Annotated in this window: 16 protein-coding genes; 10 read left to right on the top strand and 6 right to left on the bottom strand. The window is 48.1% G+C overall.

What is annotated here, in order from left to right:
* Nucleotides 1-7 precede the first annotated feature (7 nt).
* Nucleotides 8-2209, bottom strand: coding sequence for a primosomal protein N' (gene priA / locus INR79_RS01240; protein WP_223095684.1), 2202 nt, complete (start codon nt 2207-2209; stop codon nt 8-10).
* 303 nt (nt 2210-2512) lie between these two features.
* Between priA and rpmE the strand changes: the two genes are divergently transcribed.
* Both rpmE and INR79_RS01250 read left to right on the top strand, forming a co-directional pair.
* Nucleotides 2513-2731 carry a 50S ribosomal protein L31 gene (rpmE, locus tag INR79_RS01245; protein ID WP_004405363.1) on the top strand — a complete coding sequence of 73 codons (219 nt, stop codon included), beginning with the start codon at nt 2513-2515 and terminating at the stop codon, nt 2729-2731.
* Between the two features lie 269 nt (nt 2732-3000).
* Nucleotides 3001-4260 carry a malic enzyme-like NAD(P)-binding protein gene (locus INR79_RS01250; protein ID WP_022591194.1) on the top strand — a complete coding sequence of 420 codons (1260 nt, stop codon included), beginning with the start codon at nt 3001-3003 and terminating at the stop codon, nt 4258-4260.
* Nucleotides 4261-4347: 87 nt separating this feature from the next.
* On the opposite strand, the gene metJ is transcribed toward INR79_RS01250, so the two are convergent.
* On the bottom strand, nt 4348-4668 hold the full coding sequence (gene metJ / locus INR79_RS01255; protein WP_004405361.1) for a met regulon transcriptional regulator MetJ: 321 nt from the start codon (nt 4666-4668) through the stop codon (nt 4348-4350).
* Between the two features lie 297 nt (nt 4669-4965).
* Here metJ and INR79_RS01260 point away from each other — a divergent pair, with 297 nt between their 5' ends.
* From INR79_RS01260 to metF, 3 genes are all read left to right on the top strand, one after another.
* Nucleotides 4966-6132, top strand: a complete 1167-nt coding sequence (locus tag INR79_RS01260) for an O-succinylhomoserine (thiol)-lyase (protein WP_223095686.1) — start codon at nt 4966-4968, stop codon at nt 6130-6132.
* On the top strand, nt 6132-8543 hold the full coding sequence (locus INR79_RS01265; protein ID WP_223095687.1) for a bifunctional aspartate kinase/homoserine dehydrogenase II: 2412 nt from the start codon (nt 6132-6134) through the stop codon (nt 8541-8543). Before INR79_RS01260 ends, INR79_RS01265 begins: the two co-directional genes overlap by 1 nt.
* A gap of 480 nt (nt 8544-9023) precedes the next feature.
* Complete coding sequence (gene metF, locus INR79_RS01270; RefSeq protein WP_223095689.1) at nt 9024-9914, top strand: methylenetetrahydrofolate reductase; 891 nt, start codon at nt 9024-9026, stop codon at nt 9912-9914.
* Nucleotides 9915-9984: 70 nt separating this feature from the next.
* Here the strand turns inward: metF and INR79_RS01275 are convergent, their stop codons facing one another.
* The 3 genes from INR79_RS01275 to argE form a co-directional block, all read right to left on the bottom strand.
* Complete coding sequence (locus INR79_RS01275; RefSeq protein ID WP_022551979.1) at nt 9985-10524, bottom strand: PadR family transcriptional regulator; 540 nt, start codon at nt 10522-10524, stop codon at nt 9985-9987.
* 393 nt (nt 10525-10917) lie between these two features.
* Nucleotides 10918-13551: a phosphoenolpyruvate carboxylase gene (ppc, locus tag INR79_RS01280; protein ID WP_022596933.1), complete on the bottom strand. Its 2634-nt coding sequence runs from the start codon at nt 13549-13551 to the stop codon at nt 10918-10920.
* Nucleotides 13552-13814: 263 nt separating this feature from the next.
* The gene (gene argE / locus INR79_RS01285; protein WP_223095691.1) at nt 13815-14951 is read right to left on the bottom strand and encodes an acetylornithine deacetylase; all 1137 of its coding nucleotides are present in this window, start codon (nt 14949-14951) and stop codon (nt 13815-13817) included.
* Nucleotides 14952-15107: 156 nt separating this feature from the next.
* Between argE and argC the strand changes: the two genes are divergently transcribed.
* The 5 genes from argC (at nt 15108) to INR79_RS01310 (ending at nt 21957) form a co-directional block, all read left to right on the top strand.
* Complete coding sequence (argC, locus tag INR79_RS01290) at nt 15108-16112, top strand: N-acetyl-gamma-glutamyl-phosphate reductase (protein WP_223095693.1); 1005 nt, start codon at nt 15108-15110, stop codon at nt 16110-16112.
* A gap of 11 nt (nt 16113-16123) precedes the next feature.
* Complete coding sequence (argB, locus tag INR79_RS01295) at nt 16124-16909, top strand: acetylglutamate kinase (RefSeq protein WP_038123829.1); 786 nt, start codon at nt 16124-16126, stop codon at nt 16907-16909.
* Between the two features lie 67 nt (nt 16910-16976).
* Nucleotides 16977-18191 (top strand): argininosuccinate synthase, encoded by a 1215-nt coding sequence (locus tag INR79_RS01300; protein ID WP_004405348.1) that lies wholly within the window; start codon nt 16977-16979, stop codon nt 18189-18191.
* Between the two features lie 96 nt (nt 18192-18287).
* Complete coding sequence (gene argH, locus INR79_RS01305) at nt 18288-20162, top strand: argininosuccinate lyase (protein ID WP_004405346.1); 1875 nt, start codon at nt 18288-18290, stop codon at nt 20160-20162.
* Between the two features lie 328 nt (nt 20163-20490).
* A complete protein-coding gene (locus INR79_RS01310; protein WP_223095695.1) occupies nt 20491-21957 on the top strand; it encodes an alkaline phosphatase in 1467 nt (488 codons plus the stop codon).
* 28 nt (nt 21958-21985) lie between these two features.
* Here the strand turns inward: INR79_RS01310 and INR79_RS01315 are convergent, their stop codons facing one another.
* Complete coding sequence (locus tag INR79_RS01315; protein WP_038123830.1) at nt 21986-22240, bottom strand: DUF3624 domain-containing protein; 255 nt, start codon at nt 22238-22240, stop codon at nt 21986-21988.
* Nucleotides 22241-22536 lie beyond the last annotated feature (296 nt).

Below are 22536 nucleotides of genomic sequence, written 5' to 3' on the forward strand. Positions count from 1 at the left end.
TTACTTATCAGGAGAGATCTTGCGGTTCGATGTCAGTGGTCCAGCGCACTTTTTTCGCCATCGGCAATGTGTCGATGACTGGTTTTGAACTGTACAGTAACTGTTGCATTAAAGAACGTGATGGGGCTTGCAACATTAATTGCCATCGTGATTTTCCCGCACGGCGTGCCAGAGGTGCAGGCATTGGTCCCAATACCATACATTCATCATTGAAAAGCGGATGTGATTCAATAGTTTGCCTGACCTGACGCAGGAATAATTCTCCAGCTCCTTCCTGATTCGCTTCAGCGCGAAATAAGGTCAAGAAAGCGTAAGGCGGCAGCAGCGCGAGCTTCCTTTCTTCTAAAGCTGTGCTGGCGAAATGACGATAGCCTTTATGAATGAGCGCCTGTAGAAGTTGGTGATCTGGGTGATGAGTCTGAAGGATAACTTCACCGGCTTTACTGGCTCTCCCTGCTCGTCCCGCAACTTGAATGAACAATTGAGCCAGTCTTTCTGACGCACGAAAATCTGAGCTATAGAGTGAGCTGTCCACATCGATAAGCCCTACTAACGTGACATCTGGGAAGTGATGCCCTTTTGCCAGCATTTGTGTGCCAATCAGAATCTGGTACTCCTTATTGCGAATCGCCTTAAGTGCGGTTTCCAGGCTGCCTTTTCGACGAGTGCTGTCTCGGTCTATTCGAATGGCTTTAAAATCGGGGAATAAAGTGGCTAACTGTTCTTCCAGCTGCTCTGTGCCCACTCCCACGGAAACCAGTTGTGTTGAGCCACAGCCCTGGCATTGGTGTATGACAGGATGTTGTGCCCCACAGTGGTGACAACGCATTTCACGGCTGTGCTGATGAAAGGTGTAATAAGCATCGCAGCGATGGCAATCCGCTATCCACCCACATTCATGACACATCAGAGCAGGGGAGTAACCGCGTCGGTTAAGAAACAACATCACCTGATTGCCCGCATTGAGGTGTTTACGCATTTCCGCTATCAGCGGAGCAGACAGCCCGCTTTCGAGATACAGCCCTTTTACATCCAATACTTTATTGGTGGTGGGTACGGCAGACCCTGCTCGGTTTGAAAGCGTTAAGTGATGATATTTGCCCGTTAGGGCATTGTGCAGCGTTTCGAGTGCGGGTGTTGCGCTACCCAAAACCACAGGAATCCTTTCTTTGGCTGCGCGCATCACTGCCACATCACGTGCGTGATAACGAAGGCTGTCTTGTTGCTTGTAGGAGGCATCGTGTTCTTCATCGACGATGATGATGCCCAGGTCAGCAAACGGCGTCAGGAGCGCACTGCGAGTGCCAATTACGATGCCTGCGTGCTTATCCCGCGCTGCCAACCAGGCGTTAAGGCGCTCGGTATCGTTCAGCCCGGAGTGGATGACTTCAACCGGAACCTGAAAGCGCCGTTTGAAGCGATTAATGGTTTGCGGTGTTAACCCGATTTCAGGAACCAGTACCAATGCCTGCCTGCCTTTCTCCAGAACAGGCTTGATCATATTGAGGTAAACCTCGGTTTTGCCTGAACCTGTCACCCCTTCAAGTAAGAAGCAGCCATAACTTTGATGGCTGTTTACCGCAGCAATCGCGACGGACTGTTCTTCATTCAACTTGGGCTTGTCGTCGTCACTCTCTACTTCGTTTGACCAGTTAATGGCTTTGGGCTGGCGTTCTCGCTGCTCTATCCAGCCTTTGTCCTCTAAGGTATTCAAAACGGAGCTGGAGACTTCATTATCCAGCATCGCCTGATGGGAAACCGGTCCATTTTCCAGTAATCCCATTACCTTGGCTTGCTGAACCGCGCGCCCAAAACCAGTCATCAAGCGGTCTTTACCTGCAGGAGTGATGAACCATTCTTTCAATGCAGTAAAGTCGGCGGCACGCCCTTTTCGTAACATTGCAGGCATGGCGTTAGCTAGCGTGTCACCCAGTGGATAAAGGTAAAACTGGCTGCACCACTGAAGAAGAGAATATAACGAGTCTGACCACACAGGCTTGTCATCAAGCACTTCTTTAATGGTTTTGAGCTGATGTAGAGGAAACTCCGACTGAGAAACAAGCTCGGTCACAACGCCTACCAGAGTCTGCCTGCCAAAAGGTACGCTAACGCGCCCGCCAATAACCGGGAACTGGTGGGAAGCGATAAGGTAGTCAAATTGCTTGTCTAATGGGACGGGCAAGGCGACTCTGGCAATAGAAGGGCGCATAAATCTTTTATAATGAACCTGATAGGAATGATCTGATTATAACTGAGTTAGTAAGGTCAGGTAACCTAACGGTGTTGTGTTACTGAAATTCGAATGCCTTACCCTTTAGGGTAAGGCGAAATAAAACCACACTGTTTGTGAAAATAGTTGGCGAAAAAACTGCCAAATAGGTTGATCCTACCCTCATGTTTCATTACTATACTGCGCCTTGATGATGTGGTCATTCTGCATCGAATTATCTAAACTACGTGTGGTGTCCGGCATAGAATCGGATAGCGACACGGCCCAATTTGAGGTTATCCCATGAAAGTAGGTATTCACCCAGAATACAAATCTGTTGCAGCAACTTGTTCTTGTGGCAACACGTTTGAGTTCCAGACAACTCTAGAAAAAGAGTCAATCCACCTGGACGTATGTGACAAATGTCACCCATTCTACACAGGTAAGCAGCGTATCGTTGATACTGGCGGCCGTGTAGATCGCTTCAACAAGCGTTTCGGTGCTCTAAGCAGCAAGAAGTAATTACGTACTCGTAATACTGACCAAATTTGAAAAGGACGCCCTCGGCGTCCTTTTTTCGTTGATGAAATAAATATTTTTTGATTTAGCTCTCGGTTAAGTGGTCTTAGCTCTTCCAAAATTGCCTTTCTTTAACTTAGCTAATCTATGAAGAATGCAAGTCATACTTTAGTATAACAACAGAGCTTGAGCCTTTTTTGCGGTCGGTATCAGCTCACCATGCAACAAATGCACTTTACCCCAACAAAAAACAATAATTGGAACGTCCCCACATGTCTGAAGACAACACCCTACAAGATTTTCGCCAACAAGCTCTGGACTATCACGCTCAACCTACAGCCGGAAAGATTTCTGTCGAACTGACAAAACCTGCCAATACCGTCGAAGACCTCGCTCTTGCGTACAGTCCTGGTGTGGCAGAACCAGTCCGTGAAATCGCGCAAAACGCCGATAACGTTTACAAGTACACCGCTAAAGGAAATATGGTTGCCGTTATATCTAACGGAACCGCCATCCTTGGTTTGGGTAACTTGGGTCCTCTGGCGTCAAAACCTGTGATGGAAGGGAAATCCCTTCTGTTTAAACGCTTTGCTGGTCTGGACTCGATTGATATTGAAGTAAAGCATCGCACCATCGACGAGTTTGTCGATACGGTTGCCAACATTGCCGACACCTTCGGCGGCATTAACCTGGAAGACATCAAAGCCCCAGACTGTTTCGAGATTGAGCAACGCTTGATAGAGCGTTGTGACGTGCCTGTTTTCCACGATGACCAGCATGGTACAGCTATCGTTACTGCTGCAGGTATGCTGAATGCCATCGAACTGCAAGGTAAAAAGCTGGAAGATGCCACTATCGTCTGTCTGGGCGCTGGTGCAGCAGCCGTTGCCTGCATGGAGCTTTTGATCAAATGTGGCGCGCAGCGTGAGAAAATCTACATGCTGGACCGCAAAGGGGTGATTCACACCCGTCGTGACGATTTGAACGAGTACAAGCAACTGTTTGCCAATAACACCGACAAACGCACGCTTGAGGATGTCATTGACGGTGCCGATTTGTTCCTGGGTGTATCTGGTCCTGATTTACTGCCAGCAGAAGCGTTAAAGCTAATGGCAGACAAACCAGTGGTGTTCGCGTGTTCTAACCCGGATCCGGAAATCAAGCCCGAGCTGGCGCACCAAGTTCGTGACGATTTGATCATGGGAACTGGTCGCAGTGATTACCCGAACCAGGTCAACAATGTTATTTGTTTCCCATTCATTTTCCGCGGTGCATTGGACGTTCGTGCCAGCGAGATTAATGATGAAATGAAACTGGCTGCCGTTGACGCGATTCGCCAACTGGCAAAAGAAGACGTGCCGGAAGAAGTGAAAAAAGCAGCTGGAGTAGAGAACCTGGAATTTGGCGCTGGCTATATTATTCCTAAACCTATGGATCCACGTTTGTTGCCTCGAGTGGCAAAAGCGGTTGCTCAAGCAGCGATTGATTCTGGGGTTGCGAGAATCGACATGCCAGAAAGCTATATGCAATAAAAGCCAACTGGAATAAAAAACGACTTGGATAAATTGCCAAGTCGTGCGATTCAATAAAGAAGGGACAGCATTTGCTGTCCCTTCTTTTTATTCGTCATCGTAAGCTTCGAACTCGATGCCCATTGCCGTCATAATGGCTTTCGCTTCGGTTGGAATGTCATCCGGGCGGTCCTTACGCAAGTCTTCATCCGTTGGAAGAGGCTGACCTGTGTAGGCGTGAAGAAAGGCTTCACAAAGCAGTTCGCTATTAGTCGCGTGACGCAAATTGTTGATTTGGCGGCGGGTTCTCTCGTCAGTCAGTACTTTTAGTACTTTTAGCGGGATTGATACGGTAATTTTTTTGACTTGTTCGCTTTTTTTGCCATGTTCAGCATAGGGGCTGATGTACTCGCCATTCCAATCTGCCATTGCGCACCTTCAGTTATAATTTATCTAAAATGGATGACTAGTTCGCCCAGCAAGCTGTTTTCATGTGTTTTAGCGACTTAGCCTTTCATAAAGTGGGATTTTAGCGACTTTTACCGCCATAAGCAAAGACATATGGACGTCTAGAAGTGTTGACGTCCCAAAATGATGGCGCTAAAGTGTTGCACATTAATCGTGACACTCTCAGTTAAAACACGTCACTTGCATGTTATCCAGCGTTTGTAATTGGTATAACAGATGCTCAAGTAAAACGCACCACTGGAAAGGAAGACCAACTATATGAGCCAACGAAAGCCAGCCACTATTGCCGTAAGAACTGGTATTGAAGCGGATACCCAGTATCACGCGGTTGTCCCACCGATTTATCTGTCGACAAACTATGGTTTTCCGTCTTTTGGTGAAGTACCAAAATACGATTACACCCGCTCTGGAAACCCAAACCGTGGGTTACTGGAACAAGCACTTTCTGAACTCGAAGAAGGCGCAAATGCCATCATTACCAACACAGGTACGGCAGCAATTAATCTGTGGATAACGGCATTTCTGGGTCCTGATGATCTTATCGTTGCGCCACACGACTGCTACGGCGGAACCCATCGCTTATTCAACACTCGCGCTTTGAAAGGAGATTTCAACGTTGAGTTTGTTGATCAGTCAGACGATGAGGCGCTGGCTGCGGCAATCAGCAAGAAACCAAAACTGGTATTGCTGGAAACCCCTTCAAATCCATTGGTTCGCGTGGTGGATATTGAAAAAATCTGCCAGCAAGCCAAAGCGGTTGGTGCACTTGTTGCGGTCGACAACACCTTTCTGACACCTGTGTACCAAAAGCCTTTAACGCTTGGTGCTGACTTCGTTATCCACTCGACCACCAAGTACATTAATGGTCATTCGGATGTGATTGGCGGTGTACTGATTTGCAAAGACGAAAAACATGCAGAAGAACTGGCGTGGTGGGGTAACTGTATTGGTGCAACTGGTACGCCTTTCGACAGCTACATGACATTGCGTGGATTACGTACGTTGGGCGCTCGTATGCGCGTGCATGAAGAAAGCTCAAACACGATTCTGGCTTACCTGAAAGAGCACGAGCTGGTGGGCACCATTTATCACCCAAGTTTGCCAGAGCACCCAGGTCATGATATTGCCAAAAAGCAGCAGTCTGGATTTGGTTCTATGCTGAGTTTTGAACTTAACGGAAGCGTGGAGCAGATGAAGGTCTTTGCCAGCTCGCTGACTCTGTTCTCGTTAGCAGAATCGCTGGGTGGCGTAGAAAGTCTGATCTGTCATCCAGGCTCTATGACGCACCGTGCCATGAGCGATGAAGCTCAAGCTGAAGCTGGCATTGCACCAACATTGTTGCGTCTTTCTGTCGGTCTTGAAGACGTGAATGACCTGATCGCTGACCTAGAACAAGCGTTTGTCAAAGCCAGGGAGGTGGCGTAATGACGGTTGAACGCCAATTACACAAATTCGGTGGTAGCAGCCTGGCTGATGCAGAGTGCTACCAGCGCGTAGTCAACATTCTGAAAGAATATTCTCAGCCGAACGACCTTGTGGTGGTGTCGGCGGCAGGAAGCACCACCAACCAACTGATTGCCTGGTTAGGGGCGTTAGAAAAAGACGGTCGTGTCGCTCATGAGATGTTGCAAGAACTGAGACAATACCAGACTAATCTGATTGAAAGCCTATTGCCTGAAGAGCGTGCTGCCGGGTTATTGGATGCCCTGAATACCGAATTCTCCGGATTGGGTGAGCTTTCGTTCCCACTCACAAGTGCGCAAAAATCTTCCGCAATGGGGCACGGTGAGCTTTGGTCGGCAAGACTGCTGGCTGAACTGCTGAATCACAATAACCTCGAAGCCGTCTCTCAGGATTCGCGTGACTTTCTTCGAGCAGAGCACGGTGCGCAGCCCGAAGTGGATCGCGCGCGCTCTTACCCACTTATCAAAGAGTCGCTGGCGCAGCACCGTCAGTGCCGAGTGGTGATTACGGGCTTTATGGCAAAAAACGACGATGGTGAAACCGTTTTGCTCGGTCGTAATGGTTCGGACTACTCTGCAACGGTAATCGGCGCTTTAGCTGAAGCTACTCGCGTGACCATCTGGAGTGATGTCGCCGGGGTATACAGCTCAGATCCGCGCAAGGTATCTGATGCTTGTCTGTTGCCATTACTTCGTCTTGATGAAGCCAGTGAACTGGCTCGTCTGGCTGCCCCTGTACTCCATAGCCGTACACTTCAGCCTGTCGCTCAAAGTGCGATGGAACTGCATTTGCGTTGTAGTTACCAGCCTGAATCGGGTTCGACCCGTATCGAGCGCGTTCTGGCGTCTGGTCGCGGCGCAAAAATCATTACTTCTCTGGATGAAGTGTTGTTAGTGAAGGTGGACTTCGGGCACGGTCACGATTTTGATCATCACTCGAAAGAAGTACTCACCACTCTAACTCGCGCTCAATTAAGCCCACTGGCTTTTGAAGCACAGGAAGATCAGGGCTGTTTACTTCTGGCTTACACCAGCGAAGTGGCGGGGGATGCGCTTGCCCACCTTCAGGATGTGTCGATTGGTGCCGAGATTAAACTAAAAGAAGGCTATTCCCTGGTTGCTGCTGTGGGTGCGGGTGTGACCAATAACCCGAACCACTGCTACGGTTTCTACCAGCAGCTAAAAAATGGTCCGGTGGAGTTTATCAGCGAAGCAGAATCTGGACTGAGTCTGGTGGCGATTCTTCGCAAGACCGACACTTCTCGATTGATCACCGGCATTCACAGCCAGCTATTTCAGGCGCAGAAGCGTGTGGCTATCGCACTGTGTGGTAAGGGCAACATCGGTTCCAGCTGGCTTGAATTGTTTTCAGAGCAGAAAGACGAACTGGAAAAGCGCTACGGCAAAACCTTTGATCTGGTAGCGGTAGTAGACAGTCAGACCTACTGGCTCGACTTTAGTGGCATTGATGCCAATGAAGTATTCAGTCGCTTCGACGATGAAGCGATCAGCAATGACGGCACAGAGTGGCTGGACAAACTTGCTCATCAACAGAAGTACGATGAAGTCATTGTTTTGGATGTGACGGCAAGTGAAGCACTATCCGGTCAATACGTAAGTATTGCGGAACACGGTTTTCATTTGATTTCTGCAAACAAAGTGGCTGGTTCGGCACCGGGTGAGGTTTACCATCAGGTGCAGGACGCGTTTTCAAAAACGGGTCGCCACTGGTTCTACAATGCTACGGTAGGTGCAGGCTTACCAGTTAACCATACTGTTCGTGATTTGCGTGAAAGTGGCGATGACATATTGGCGTTGTCCGGTATTTTCTCAGGCACGTTATCTTGGTTGTTCCAGCAGTTTGATGGACAGGTACCATTCAGCGACTTGGTGGACCTGGCCTGGCAGCAGGGTTTAACTGAACCTGACCCACGTTGCGACCTGGATGGCTCCGACGTGATGCGTAAGCTGGTGATTCTGGCGCGTGAATCGGGTTTAGAGCTTGAACCAGAAAACGTCAAAGTCGAATCCTTGGTACCAGAGTCTTTGAGAGATTTGCCTCTGGATGACTTCTTAGACAACGGACAAATCTTAAGCGAGCTCCTTGCAGAGCGCCTTGAAAAGGCTCAGAGAGAAGACAAAGTGCTTCGCTATGTAGCAAGGCTGGAAAAAGACGGCAAAGCCTCTGTCGGTGTTGAGGCGCTTCCACGAGAGCATGCTTTAGCGAACCTGCTTCCTTGTGACAACATCTTTGCTATCGAGAGTAAATGGTACAAAGATAACCCGCTGGTGATTCGCGGGCCTGGTGCAGGTAAAGCGGTGACCGCTGGGGCAATTCAATCAGACCTCAATAGGCTATCTGGTCTTCTTTAAGAAAAGGGCGTGCAACGCCCTTTTTCATACCCAAGTGACCTCAAGATGCTAGGTTCAGCGAGAATTAACTGGTTTTCAGACAAGACACCGATTTGAAGATCTAGTGGTTCTAAATCTAGAATCGGTAACGCAGTATGAAAGCCAGTTAAACTCGCCCTTGGGAGCTCATATACTGTCCCATTTCGGCGTCAAAGAATTTGGAAAGGACTCGTCATTCCGCTGCATTCTTTTCCTTGAACTGAAACAGTATATGAAGCTCTGAATCCTGCAACTTGAGGTCACTTGGGTATATATTCCCAATCTCTTAAAAATGCCCTAATTTTTCATGTTGAAAAATGTTCAGCAGCATCATGAATAAAATTCATAGTGATCCAGTTGACATTAAATCGGATAAAAGACATTCTTTGGACATATAGACGTCTAAACGTCGTTACGGATTAAAAAAGAGTTTTTTTGTGGTGGTGCCACAGGGAGAGAAGCATGAGTTATACCCACGCCAGTCATATAGATGCTTTGAATCAGAACGTTGCTGAACTTTCTGATGACATCAACGTTTCCTTTGAGTTTTTTCCGCCTAGCAGTGAAAAGATGGAAGAGACCCTTTGGAACTCCGTTCACCGCCTGAAAACCCTTCAACCTAAGTTTGTGTCTGTAACTTATGGTGCAAACTCTGGTGAGCGAGACCGTACGCACTCCATCATTAAAGAGATCAAAGACCAGACTGGCCTGGTTGCTGCGCCGCACCTAACCTGTATTGACGCTACTCGTGACGAACTGGTGAACATCGCGAACGATTACTGGAACAATGGAATTGAAAGCATTGTTGCGCTTCGTGGTGATATTCCACCGGGTGGCGGTGCGCCAGACATGTACGCATCAGATTTAGTTGAGCTGCTGAAATCTCAGCACGACTTCGACATCTCTGTAGCGGCATTCCCAGAAGTGCATCCAGAAGCGAAAAGTGCTCAGGCAGACTTGCTTAACCTGAAGCGCAAAGTAGACGCAGGCGCAAACCGTGCCATCACTCAGTTCTTTTTTGATGTAGAGAGCTACCTTCGCTTCCGCGATCGCTGTGTTGCAGCGGGCATTGATGTGGAAATCGTACCTGGGATATTGCCAGTGTCGAACTTTAAGCAAGCGTCTCGTTTTGCTGCCATCAACAACGTGAAAGTTCCTGGGTGGATGTCGAAGCAATTCGAAGGTTTGGATGATGATCCGACTACTCGTCAGCTAGTGGGTGCGAGTCAGGCGATTGATATGGTGCGTATCCTGAGTCGTGAAGGCGTGAAAGACTTTCACTTCTACACTCTGAACCGTGCAGAAATGACGTACGCGCTGTGCCACACCCTAGGCGTTCGCCCGCAGGGTTAATTGCTGCTCTATAGAAATAAAAAAAGGTTGGCGCATACGCCAACCTTTGTTGTTTGTGAGAGGCGAGTAATTACGCCATCGCCTCAAGTTCAGCAAGCACTTCTTCAGCCCAGGTTACCCAAGTTTCACGTAGCAACAAGTTGCGACGCAAAGTCAGGCGCTCTAAACGAGCCTGCTTGTCCAAAGTACTTGGCGTTGCGTAGTAAACCGACTCAATTTCTTTGTAGTGGTTTACTAGCTGACGGGACTCTTCAATCAAACCAGTCAACTGTTCGATATAAGAAGTAGAAGGTTGTACGGAACATGCCATTAACTTGGCAGAGAACTCATCGCGAACGGTTGGGTGTGCAGTAGGTTGGTCAAACCACTCCCCAAGTGCTCGGCGTCCTTCTTCTGTTATCGAATAAACTTTCCTGTCTGGTTTGCCCTCTTGCGGCTCAAGCACGCAAGTCACAAGTTGGTTTTGAGCCATTTTATTTAGCTCGCGGTATACCTGTTGGTGACTCGCTTTCCAAAAATAGCCAATACTGTATGAGAACTCTTTAGTGATGTCGTATCCAGTTGCATCTCGAGTGCTTAAAACAGTAAGGATTACGTGCGGTAATGACATGTCTTCAATCCAATGGTCAATCAAACTGTAAAACTTGAACGCCAATTCACCGGTTGTACTTCTACGGTACGTTTATGTTGTGTGAATTAGTGCTCATACCAATCTAAAGACAAATTTAGATGGCCCTGTCACCTTCTTAGCCTTATATCACCTAGAAAATGGCAGCTATTGAATATGAGACCTAAAAGATCAAATTCAATGCCATAGAGATGCTGCGGATAGTTATTAGAAATAGTTACAGCGATTAGATAGCTTATCAATAATAATAAGCATTAAGTAGAATAAAGAATATGATTGGTTGTAAAAACTGACAAAATTCTCAATAGTGTTTTAGTGCCATACAAAAAGCCGCATTTAGCGGCTTTTTGTCTCATTTGAAGAATAATACACTGCCTAGCCGGTGTTGCGCATTCCTGCAGCAATACCAGCAATTGTGACCATTAATGCTTCTTCAAGCTCAGATGACGGAGTTTCTGTCTGCCTTGTGCGGTATAGCAGTTCTGCTTGTAGCATATTCAACGGCTCTACATAGATGTTGCGAAGGCGTATAGATTCCAATCCCCATGGATCACTTTGCATCAAGTTTTCGTTATTCTCAACATTAAGAACAGCTTTAATATCTTTTTGCAATTGAGCTCTCAGTTTATCGCCTAAAGGCCACAATGATTCGTCTGTGAGCTTCTGATCGTAGAGGCGGGAAATCTCGATATTACATTTCGAGTACACCATTTCCAGCATGCCTAAGCGAGTCGAGAAGAATGGCCACTCGCGGCACATAGCTTCCAATAGAGACTGATGCCCTTTATCTACTGAGTACTGAATGGCTTCACCAGCACCTAGCCACGCAGGAAGAACAAGACGGTTCTGGCTCCATGAGAAAATCCACGGAATCGCACGCAAGCTTTCTACGCCACCTTTAGGGTTACGCTTGGACGGGCGAGAACCCAGTGGCAGCATGCCCAGTTCCAGCTCTGGCGTCGCAGCACGGAAGTAAGGGACGAAGTCAGGTTCACCACGTACCACGCCTCGGTAAGCTTCACAGGAGACCTCTGAAAGCACATCCATCAGATCACGCCATTCTTGCTTCGGCTCTGGTGGTGGCAACAGGTTTGCCTCAAGAATTGCGCTGGCATACATGTTAAAGCTGTTCACTGCGACTTCTGGCAAGCCCAGCTTAAAGCGAATCATCTCGCCCTGCTCCGTTACGCGTAAGCCGCCCTTAAGGCTCTTAGGTGGCTGAGACAGCAGTGCAGCGTGCGCAGGAGCACCACCACGACCCACCGTACCGCCACGACCGTGGAAGAGAGTCAGCTCAATGCCTGCTTCTTCAGAAACCTTCACCAAGGCTTCCATGGCACGATACTGTGCCCAGCCTGCTGCCATTACACCAGCGTCTTTGGCGGAATCGGAATAGCCAATCATCACCATTTGATGGTTCTGGATGAAGCCACGGTACAGGTCGATACCCATTAACTGGGTAATCACCGCTTCCGCATTGTTCAGATCGTCCAGAGTTTCAAACAGAGGACATACGTCCATACGGTAAGGACAGCCTGATTCTTGCAGAAGAAGGTGCACAGCGAGAACGTCAGATGCGGTTCTCGCCATCGAGATGACATAAGCACCGAATGCCTCACGAGGCTGGCTTGCTACGATACGACAAGTATCCAGTACTTCTTTAACAGGTTCTGAAGGCTCCCAGTCGCGTGGGAGAAGAGGACGCTTAGAGCTCAGCTCTGCGGTTAGGAAGGCAACTTTGTCCTGCTCGCTCCATTGATCGTAATCTCCGATACCAAGATAACGAGTCAATTCAGACAGTACGTCTGAGTGACGGGTACTTTCCTGTCGGATATCCAGACGAACCAGATGAATACCAAACGCTTTGATTCGGCGAAGTGTATCAAGCAGAGAGCCGTCAGCAATGACGCCCATGCCACACTCATGTAATGACTGGTAACATGCGTGCAGTGGTTCCCAAAGCTGATCAACGGATTTAAGCGGCGCTTTGACTGCTAATTGCTCACCATTGATTTTAGCTTCAAGAATGTCACGAGTTTCAGTCAGAACATCGCGAATGCGTTTCAGAATGGCGCGGTAAGGTTCGTGTTGTCCTTCGCCTGCCAGTTCGCGTAGCGCATCGCTGCACTTGGTCATCGACAGTTCGCTGACCAGCTCGTTGATGTCATTCAGGTAAAGGTCTGCCGCTTTCCAGCGAGAGAGCAGCATTACTTCACGCGTGATGGTATGGGTAACAAACGGGTTGCCGTCTCGGTCACCACCCATCCAGGAAGAGAAGTGCACTGGGCGAGCGTCAATTGGAAGCCCTTCATCCAGGTAGCCTTCGAGCTTCTCGTCGAGTTCACGCAGAAAGTCAGGAACGCCTTGCCATAGAGAGTTCTCTACAACGGCAAAGCCCCACTTTGCTTCATCAAGAGGTGTAGGGCGTTGCTGACGAATAACGTCAGAATGCCATGCCTGAGCGATTAACTGCTCCAGACGGCGCTCAGTTTTCTGACGCTCTTTGTAAGAAAGGTCACTCAGCTCCAGTTTCGACAAGCATTCGTTGATCTTCACCAGCTTGTTGATCATGGTGCGGCGCGTGATTTCAGTCGGGTGCGCGGTCAGCACAAGCTCAATGTTTAAGTCACGAACGGCTTGTGCCGTGTCGAGCTTGCTGATGCTGTTCTGGCTGAGTTTTGAGAATAAGCTATTTAAAGCGTCTGGTTCACAGACGTGTTCCTCACAATGGCGAGAAATCGTGTGGTATTGCTCTGCCATGTTAGTGAGGTTAAGGAACTGATTGAATGCGCGTGCAACTGGTGTCAGTTGCTCATCGGGCAGACTTTCAATTTCTTTGATGAGGTTCTCTCTGTCTTCCTGACCACCAGCCATCGCTGATTTTGAGAGTTTACGAATGGTTTCGACTTTCTCTAGGATCGCTTCGCCATGTGCATCTTGAATGGTATTGCCAAGCAATCGACCTAACATGCTCACATTGCTTTTTAGCGCGGCATATTTTTCATTCATTGTGTCCCGCCTCGTAAATTTATTACATCCGTTGTTGTGTGTAAGGACACAATCTAGCGAAATTGTTTGGCGTGAGTCAAATAATCCGACACTGAAAGGGCTGATTTCGAGCAACTATTGATATTGCTCACTTTTGATACGGTCAATGTAACTGCATTGTGAAATTTTCTTTCAATTTTTGCTGAGGCTTGCTGCAATCAGGTTTAGGCGTGGTTAAAAAGGGAGCGAATAAGGTCGCTCCCATTAATAACTTTCTGAAATGTTTAGAAACAGTATTGATGAATGGCTTTGTCGAGAATCTTGATGGTTGGGTCGATAAATTCAAACGCCAGAAACTCATCAGGCTGGTGAGCCTGGTCAATGGAACCTGGACCTAACACTAGAGTCGGGCAGAGTTGTTGAAGAAATGGTGCTTCAGTGCAGTAATTCACGGTTTCGCTAGGCTGCTCGCAAATTTGTTCCATGCCTTCTATAAACGGATGTTCGTGATCGCACTCATAGCCCGGTATGGGTTCATGCAGTGGTTTAATTTCTATTCTGCCCGGCCATTTGGCTTCGACCTCTTTGAGCGCTTCTCGCAACATATTGTCTAAGCCATCTAAGCTGATTCCCGGAAGAGGGCGAACATCGTAGTGCAGCTCGCAGCATCCACAAATTCGGTTGGCGCTGTCTCCACCATGAATGTGCCCAAGGTTTAAAGTTGGGTTGGGAATATCAAAACCAGGGTGATGGTACGCTTTAATCAGGTCATCGCGCAGCTTCATTAAAGCAAACAACACCTCATGCATGACTTCAATGGCGTTTACACCAAGTGCAGGGTTTGAAGAGTGACCCGAGTGACCCGTTACGCGAATGGCATTTGCGACGTGACCTTTGTGCGCACGAACCGGGACGAGACTGGTTGGTTCCCCAATGATGCAATAGTCCGGTTTGAAGGGAGCATCTTCGGTAAAGTGTCTTGCACCAAGCATGGTGGTTTCTTCGTCACAGGTTGCCAATACGTAAAGAGGTTTGGCTTGCTGGCTCCAGTCTGTCTTTTTTACTGCTTCTAATATAAAAGCAAAAAAACCTTTCATATCTGCTGTGCCCAAACCATAAAAGCGATCGTTGGCTTCGGTTAGTGCGTGTGGGTCGTAATTCCATCGCCCTTCATCGAAAGGAACGGTATCCGTATGCCCTGCCAGTAAAAGACCACCTTCCCCTTTCCCCATCTTGGCGATCAGATTGTGCTTGCCTTTTTCTACCTCGACAACCTGAGTTTCAAACCCCAGATCTTCAAACCAGGTAGCCAGCTTGGCAATAACTTCACAGTTCCCTTCATCCCAACTTGGATCACTTGAGCTAATAGAAGAGGTGGAAATTAAGCCACCGTAGATATCGATAAAACCAGGTAATTGCATATTAACTTCACTTCCACTGTTGACAGATAAAGCTGAAAACGATAAAACACATATTAAATCACAATAAGTGAATAAAAACTCAAATTGAGCTAATAATCAAGTATGGATAGTCACTTTTCACTAAATGAAGTGACCCGCGAATTGGATGTGTTGCAGATGTTAAAAACCACGATCATTGGTGCCAGCGGATATACAGGGGCAGAACTTGCCTTAATGGTTGCCAAACACCCGAATCTCAAGCTATCAGGTTTGTATGTGTCCGCCAATAGTGTCGACGCAAATAAGCCTGTCTCAGAGCTACACAAAAAACTGACCGGTGTCGTGGATATGCCTGTAACACCTCTTACTGATATTGAGGCAGTGGCTAAAGACTCTGATGTCGTCTTTCTTGCTACTGCCCACGAAGTCAGCCACGACTTAGCGCCGACTTTGTTAGAACAAGGGTGCACCGTTTTTGATTTGTCCGGCGCATACCGTGTTCAGAAAGAAAATTTTTATCCGACTTTTTATGGCTTCGAGCACAGCAATCCAGAATGGCTAGATAAAGCTGCTTACGGGCTAGCTGAATGGAATGAAGCCGATATTGCCGAAGCTCAACTCGTTGCGGTTCCGGGTTGTTATCCTACGGCTTCCCAATTGGCTATTAAACCATTGCTGAATGCAGGATTAGTCGACACCAATCAATGGCCAGTGATTAACGCGACCAGCGGCGTATCTGGCGCAGGCAGAAAAGCGACAATGACCAATAGTTTCTGTGAAGTGTCCATGCAGGCTTATGGTGTATTTGCGCACCGTCACCAACCAGAAATTGCGTCTCACTTAGGTTGTGACGTTATCTTCACGCCTCACCTTGGCAACTTTAAGCGTGGCATTCTGGCGACTATTACTATGAAGCTAAAAGCAGGTGTGACGGAGCAAGCCGTCGCTGACGCTTTCCACAATGCTTATGGCGACAAACCTGCAGTGCGTTTGTTCGGTGACAAATTACCTGCGATTCAGCAAGTCGAAAACACGCCGTTTAACGACTTGGGCTGGAAGGTACAGGGCGAGCACGTCATTGTGGTTTCAGCAATAGATAACCTTTTGAAAGGCGCATCCAGTCAGGCAATGCAATGCCTTAACCTGCGTTTTGGCTATGAGCCAATGACAGCACTGATATAAGGAATTTGATGATGAGTACACAGAATCCACTTGTCGTGAAACTGGGCGGAGCCGCATTAGAGTGCAGCGAAACGCTGGGAAAATTGTTTGGTGCCATCAAGGATTATCAGCAGTCAGCGCAGCGAGCGATAGTAATAGTTCATGGCGGCGGCTATCTGGTGGACGATCTGATGGGCAAACTCCAGTTGGAAACCGTGAAAAAAGACGGACTGCGTGTCACTCCTTACGACCAGATTCCTGTTATCGCCGGTGCTTTAGCTGGTACTGCCAATAAATTGCTGCAAGGCGAAGCCATTAAATCGGGCGTGAAAGCCGTTGGCTTAAGCTTGGCGGATGGCGGGTTGTGCGACGTAACAGAGCTGGACCCAGAACTGGGCGCAGTAGGGAATGCCACACCGGGCAACCCAGAGGTTTTGCAAGCCGTCATGAATACGGGTGCGATTGCCATCATCAGTTCCATTGGCATGACCAATGAAGGTCAGCTCATGAACGTGAATGCCGATCAAGCCGCTGTTGCCGTTGCTGGTGCTTTGGATGCTGAAGTGGTTCTGCTTTCAGACGTGAGTGGTGTGCTGGATGGCAAAGGACACCTACTGAGCAGCTTGGATAAAACCGAAGCCGAACAGTTAATTGAAGGCAAAGTTATTACCGACGGCATGATTGTCAAAGTGCATGCGGCACTGCAAGCGGCGAACGACTTAGGGCGTCCAATCCAGGTAGCCACGTGGCGCTACCCTGAAAAACTCACCGAATTATTTGCGGGCACCAACATTGGTACCCAGTTTCTACCCGAATAAAACGAATATTGTATGACCTTTTGGGCGCTGACCGCCAAGTGCAGACCCAGGGATTAGGAGAAGTAAAATGAGCAAAGTAAACGTAAATAAAGTAGTTGTAGCGTACTCTGGCGGTCTGGACACGTCAGTGATCATTCCATGGTTGAAAGAAAACTATGACTGTGAAGTTGTGGCATTCGTTGCGGATGTCGGTCAGGGCGAAGAAGAGCTGGAAGGCATCGAAGAGAAAGCCAAAGCGTCTGGTGCATCTGAATGTTACATCGCTGACCTGAAAGAAGAAATGGTCGCCGATTACATCTACCCGACACTGAAAACGGGTGCGCTGTACGAAGGCAAATACCTGTTGGGTACGTCTATGGCGCGTCCAATCATTGCTAAGGCTCAGGTTGAGGTGGCACGTAAAGTGGGCGCAGATGCTTTGTGTCACGGCTGTACAGGTAAAGGTAACGACCAGGTGCGTTTTGAAGGTGCGTTTGCTGCACTTGCACCGGATCTACATGTAATTGCACCATGGCGTGAGTGGGATTTGGTAAGCCGTGAAGAGTGTCTGGATTATCTGGCAGAGCGCAACATCCCATGTACTGCTTCTCTGACTAAGATTTATTCTCGTGATGCCAACGCGTGGCACATCTCAACTGAAGGTGGCGTTCTTGAAGACACGTGGAATGCACCAAACGAAGATTGCTGGGTATGGACGGTAGACCCAGAGCAAGCACCAAACGAATCTGAAAGTGTGACGCTGAAAGTGGAAAAAGGCGCGGTAGTTGCCGTTGACGGTGAAGCAATGACGCCATACAACGCGCTGGTTTACCTGAATGAAAAAGGTGCCAAGCATGGTGTCGGTCGTATCGATATCGTAGAAAACCGTCTGGTTGGTATGAAATCGCGTGGTTGTTACGAAACTCCGGGTGGCACCATCATCATGGAAGCGCTGCGTGCCGTTGAACAACTAGTGCTCGACAAAGCCTCTTATGAATTTCGTGAAGAGCTAGGTTTGAAGGCTTCTCACCTTGTTTACGATGGTCGCTGGTTCACACCACTATGTAAGTCCCTTCTTGCAGCAACGGAAGAGTTGGCTCAAGATGTGAACGGCGAAGTGGTGATCAAGCTGTACAAAGGTCAGGCAACCGTGACTCAGAAGCGTTCAGACAACAGCTTGTACTCGGAAGAATTTGCGACATTCGGTGAAGACGAAGTGTACGATCAAAGCCACGCAGGCGGATTCATTCGTCTGTATTCTCTGGCGAGTCGTATCCGTGCACTGAACGAAAACAAAAAATAATCGAGCACCACTTTTTCACAGTATTTAATTTTAAGCTAATTACACGCAGCAATGCGGCTCTGAGAACACTCAGAGCCACAACTCAGGAGAGACGCCATGGCATTATGGGGCGGGAGATTTACCCAAGCAGCAGACACCAGATTCAAACAATTCAATGACTCCTTGCGATTCGATTACCGATTGGCGGAGCAAGACATTGTTGGATCCATTGCTTGGTCCAAAGCACTGCTTTCCGTTGGCGTCCTTTCTGAAGGCGAACAGCAGAAATTAGAGCTGGCTCTGAACGAGTTGAAGCTGGAAGTCATGGAAAACCCAGAGAAGATCTTGCGTTCTGATGCCGAAGATATTCACAGCTGGGTTGAACAGCAGTTGATTGGCAAAGTGGGCGACTTGGGTAAGAAACTTCACACTGGGCGTTCTCGTAACGACCAAGTGGCAACGGATCTTAAGCTTTGGTGTCGCCAGCAAGGTCATCAACTTTTGATGGCGCTGGATCGTTTGCAAGGTCAAATGGTTGAGGTAGCGAAAGAGCATCAGGGCACCGTACTTCCTGGTTATACGCACCTTCAGCGTGCACAACCTGTGACCTTTGCTCACTGGTGCCTTGCGTACGTCGAAATGTTTGAGCGTGATTATTCTCGTCTGTCTGATGCCATTAAGCGTTTGGATACTTGCCCGTTAGGTTCGGGTGCTTTAGCAGGAACCGCTTACCCAATGGACCGTGAAAAACTGGCTCATAGCTTAGGTTTTCGCCGTGCGACCAGAAACAGCCTCGATTCCGTATCTGATCGCGACCACGTGATGGAACTGATGTCTGTTGCGTCCATTTCTATGCTGCACCTTTCCCGTCTGGCAGAAGACATGATCTTCTACAACTCGGGTGAATCGAATTTCATTGAGTTAGCAGACACAGTGACTTCCGGTTCCTCTCTGATGCCGCAAAAGAAAAACCCGGATGCACTTGAATTGATCCGTGGTAAATGTGGTCGTGTATACGGCTCCATGGCGGGCATGATGATGACCGTGAAAGCCCTTCCACTGGCTTACAACAAAGACATGCAGGAAGACAAAGAAGGCTTATTCGACGCGCTAGACACCTGGAATGAGTGTATGGAAATGGCAGCACTGTGTTTCGACGGCATCAAAGTAAACGGCGAGCGCACGCTGGAAGCCGCGAAACAAGGTTATGCCAATTCAACAGAGCTTGCGGATTATCTGGTCGCGAAAGACATCCCATTCCGTGAAGCGCACCATATTGTCGGTGTAGCTGTGGTTGCAGCCATTGCCAAAGGGTGTGCGTTGGAAGAGCTGTCGATTTCAGAGCTCAAAGAGTTTTCCGAGGTCATTGAAGAGGACGTCTATGACATTCTGACCATCGAATCTTGCCTTGAAAAGCGCTCTGCCTTGGGTGGTGTTTCTCCAACTCAGGTGGCTTATGCCGTGGATCAGGCGCAGCAGCGTTTGTCTCAGCGCGACGCTTCTGGAGTGAAAGTGCGTGCGGCGCGTCTGACTGACATTGATGCGTTAGATGGCATGGTGGCTTACTGGGCCGGGCTGGGTGAAAACTTGCCACGTAACCGAAATGAACTGGTCAGAGATATCGGTTCGTTTGCGGTAGCCGAGCATCAGGGCGAAGTCACCGGTTGTGGCTCACTTTATGTTTATGATTCCGGGCTGGCAGAAATTCGCACTCTTGGTGTAGAAGCAGGCTGGCAAGGTCAGGGGCAGGGCAGTGCTATTGTGGCTCACTTAGTTGAAAAAGCGCGTCAGATGGCAATCAAGAAAGTCTTTGTTCTGACTCGTGTGCCTGAATTCTTCATGAAGTACAACTTCATTCCGACGTCCAAATCTCTGCTTCCAGAGAAAGTACTGAAGGATTGTGATCAATGTCCAAGAACGCATGCCTGTGATGAAGTTGCACTAGAGATCAACCTTGCAGAACAAGTGATTACTAAGGCAAGTGTTGCATAACTTTGTGATTGGCAACGGTTTTTGAATCAGCTCAGATCTTTTTAAAGAAAATTGATCTTTTTTGGGAACTTATTGAGAGAAAGCGCGGTCATATTTGTACCACTGCTTTTTCTTAGATGAATCTAAGAAAGCCCCTAACCAAATTTGGTTTAGGGGCTTTTTCTTTTTCTGTTCCAGCTCAATGTCAAATTCATCCTACTTTTAATGAGTTGTTATAACATTACATTTTCATGAAACTTTCATGAAACATTCACCAGTTTGATACCTACGCGTTCTTTTCGGAATTTAAAGTTAGCCCGTTACTAATCATAGACTTCGGAGACTTCCCGTGAAAGGACTTCAAATCTCACTGCTGGCAGCAAGCTTAATCGCTGCGGGCACGACATACGCAAATGTTCCTCAACAATCAGACTCTTGGTACAAGGAAGCTAAAAGCGCCATTGCCGCTGCGAAAGAGCGCAAACCCATTGATGGACCGGCAAAAAACGTCATCCTGTTTGTAGGGGATGGCATGAGTGTCGGCACAATCACTGCGGCGCGCATCTACGCTGGTCAGCAACAAGGTGAAAAGGGTGAAGAGTACGTTCTGGCTATGGAGCGATTGCCACACACAGCGCTATCCAAAACCTACAATACGGACATGCAAACTCCTGACTCGGCGGGTACAGCAACAGCCATGGTGTCTGGGGTGAAAACCAAAGCCGGCATCATTAATGTGAACGACAATGTGCAGCGCGGTTTCTGTAACACCCAGAAAGGCAATGAAGTGAAAACAGCGTTCCAGATGGCAGCGGAAAAAGGGTTGTCGCTGGGGGTGGTATCTACTGCGCGTCTAACGCACGCCACACCCGCTACCACTTACGCTCACAGTGCAGATCGTAACTGGGAGAACGACGGAAAGCTGACCAACATTGCCAAAGATACCGGGTGTACAGACATCGCTCATCAGTTCGTTAACTTTGACTATGGTGACGGTTTCCAGGTGGCATTTGGTGGCGGTCGTCGAGAATTCATACCTAACACCATGACGGATCCAGAAGGTAAAAAAGGTAAGCGTAAAGATGGTCGTAACTTGGTTGATGAGTGGCAACAGCGCTACCCGGAAGGTAACTACGTTTATGATCGCACAGGTTTCGACAAGCTGAGCGGTAACACCCAGCGCGCTTTCGGGCTGTTTGAAAGCAGTCACATGCAGTACGAAGCGGATCGTGTCAAAGAAAACAAAGAGCCTTCACTGGCAGAAATGACATCGAAAGCGATCGAGATTCTGAAAAACAATAACAAGGGCTACTTGTTGATGGTGGAATCTGGACGAATCGACCATGCCCACCACGCAGGTAACGCAGCTCGTGCTTTGGAAGATACGGTGGAATATGACCGTGCTATCAAAGCGGCACTGGAAATGACGGATCCGAAAGATACCTTGATCATTGTGACCGCTGACCACGCTCACACATTGATTTCTAACGGTTATGCCGAGCGCGGCAACCCAATCCTTGGCTTGTCCCGCTCTAAAGGTAAGCTCAACAAAGACGAATTTGGTAAGAACTACACCACACTGGCTTATGGTAATGGTCCGGGGGCAGTGGAAGGTGGTCGAACCGATTTGACAGAAAAAGACGTACAAAAGTTAGGCTACTTACAACAGGCGCTGGTGAAGTTGAGTTCTGAAACTCACTCAGGTGAAGACGTGGCTATCTTTGCTCGCGGACCGCAAGCCTGGCTATTCCAGGGAGTGGTTGAGCAAAATTACATTTACCACGTGATTGATGAAGCTTTGAAGCTGACAAAATAAAAATCAGTCAAAATGAAAACCGCGCTATTCAGCGCGGTTTTTTACTGCGTTCCTGCCAAGGGAAGATTACAAACCTCATCCACAAATGCAATGCAAGCAAAAAGTTAAAGGCGAATCCCGCCATGATTAACGAGAGCGACTCAATGCTTTTGGGGGATTCTCTGAATGCAACCCACCAGATAATCCAGCAAATAACCGATAGAACGGTAAGCTGATCCAGGCATCGCTGGCAACGACCGATTTTTTTCCAGAACCAGTGTTCCTGACATGACTGACAAGCCATAAATTGCCATTTTTTACTAAACAAATCCTGTAATTAGTATAGCTAATCGTATGGTATATCGAAGAGATGAAAGTCGATATTTAGATGAAATTAATGTGAAAAGCCCCTGACTCTGGAGAAAAAAGTCAGGGGAAAAGGGGACTTAGAGTAGGGTCTGTTGACCTTTCGCGGTTAAATTTTGTTCGAGTTCTATGTGGTTTAATCGCGGCGCAAGGTCTTTAGCTTAGTCATTCTAAGCAAATACCTTGCAACAAAGAGTAAAGCACATAGAAACGAACCCTTTGGGCAGCATTTGT

Origin of the sequence: Vibrio sp. SCSIO 43132, assembly GCF_019904195.1 — a bacterium.
Lineage (GTDB): Bacteria > Pseudomonadota > Gammaproteobacteria > Enterobacterales > Vibrionaceae > Vibrio > Vibrio nigripulchritudo.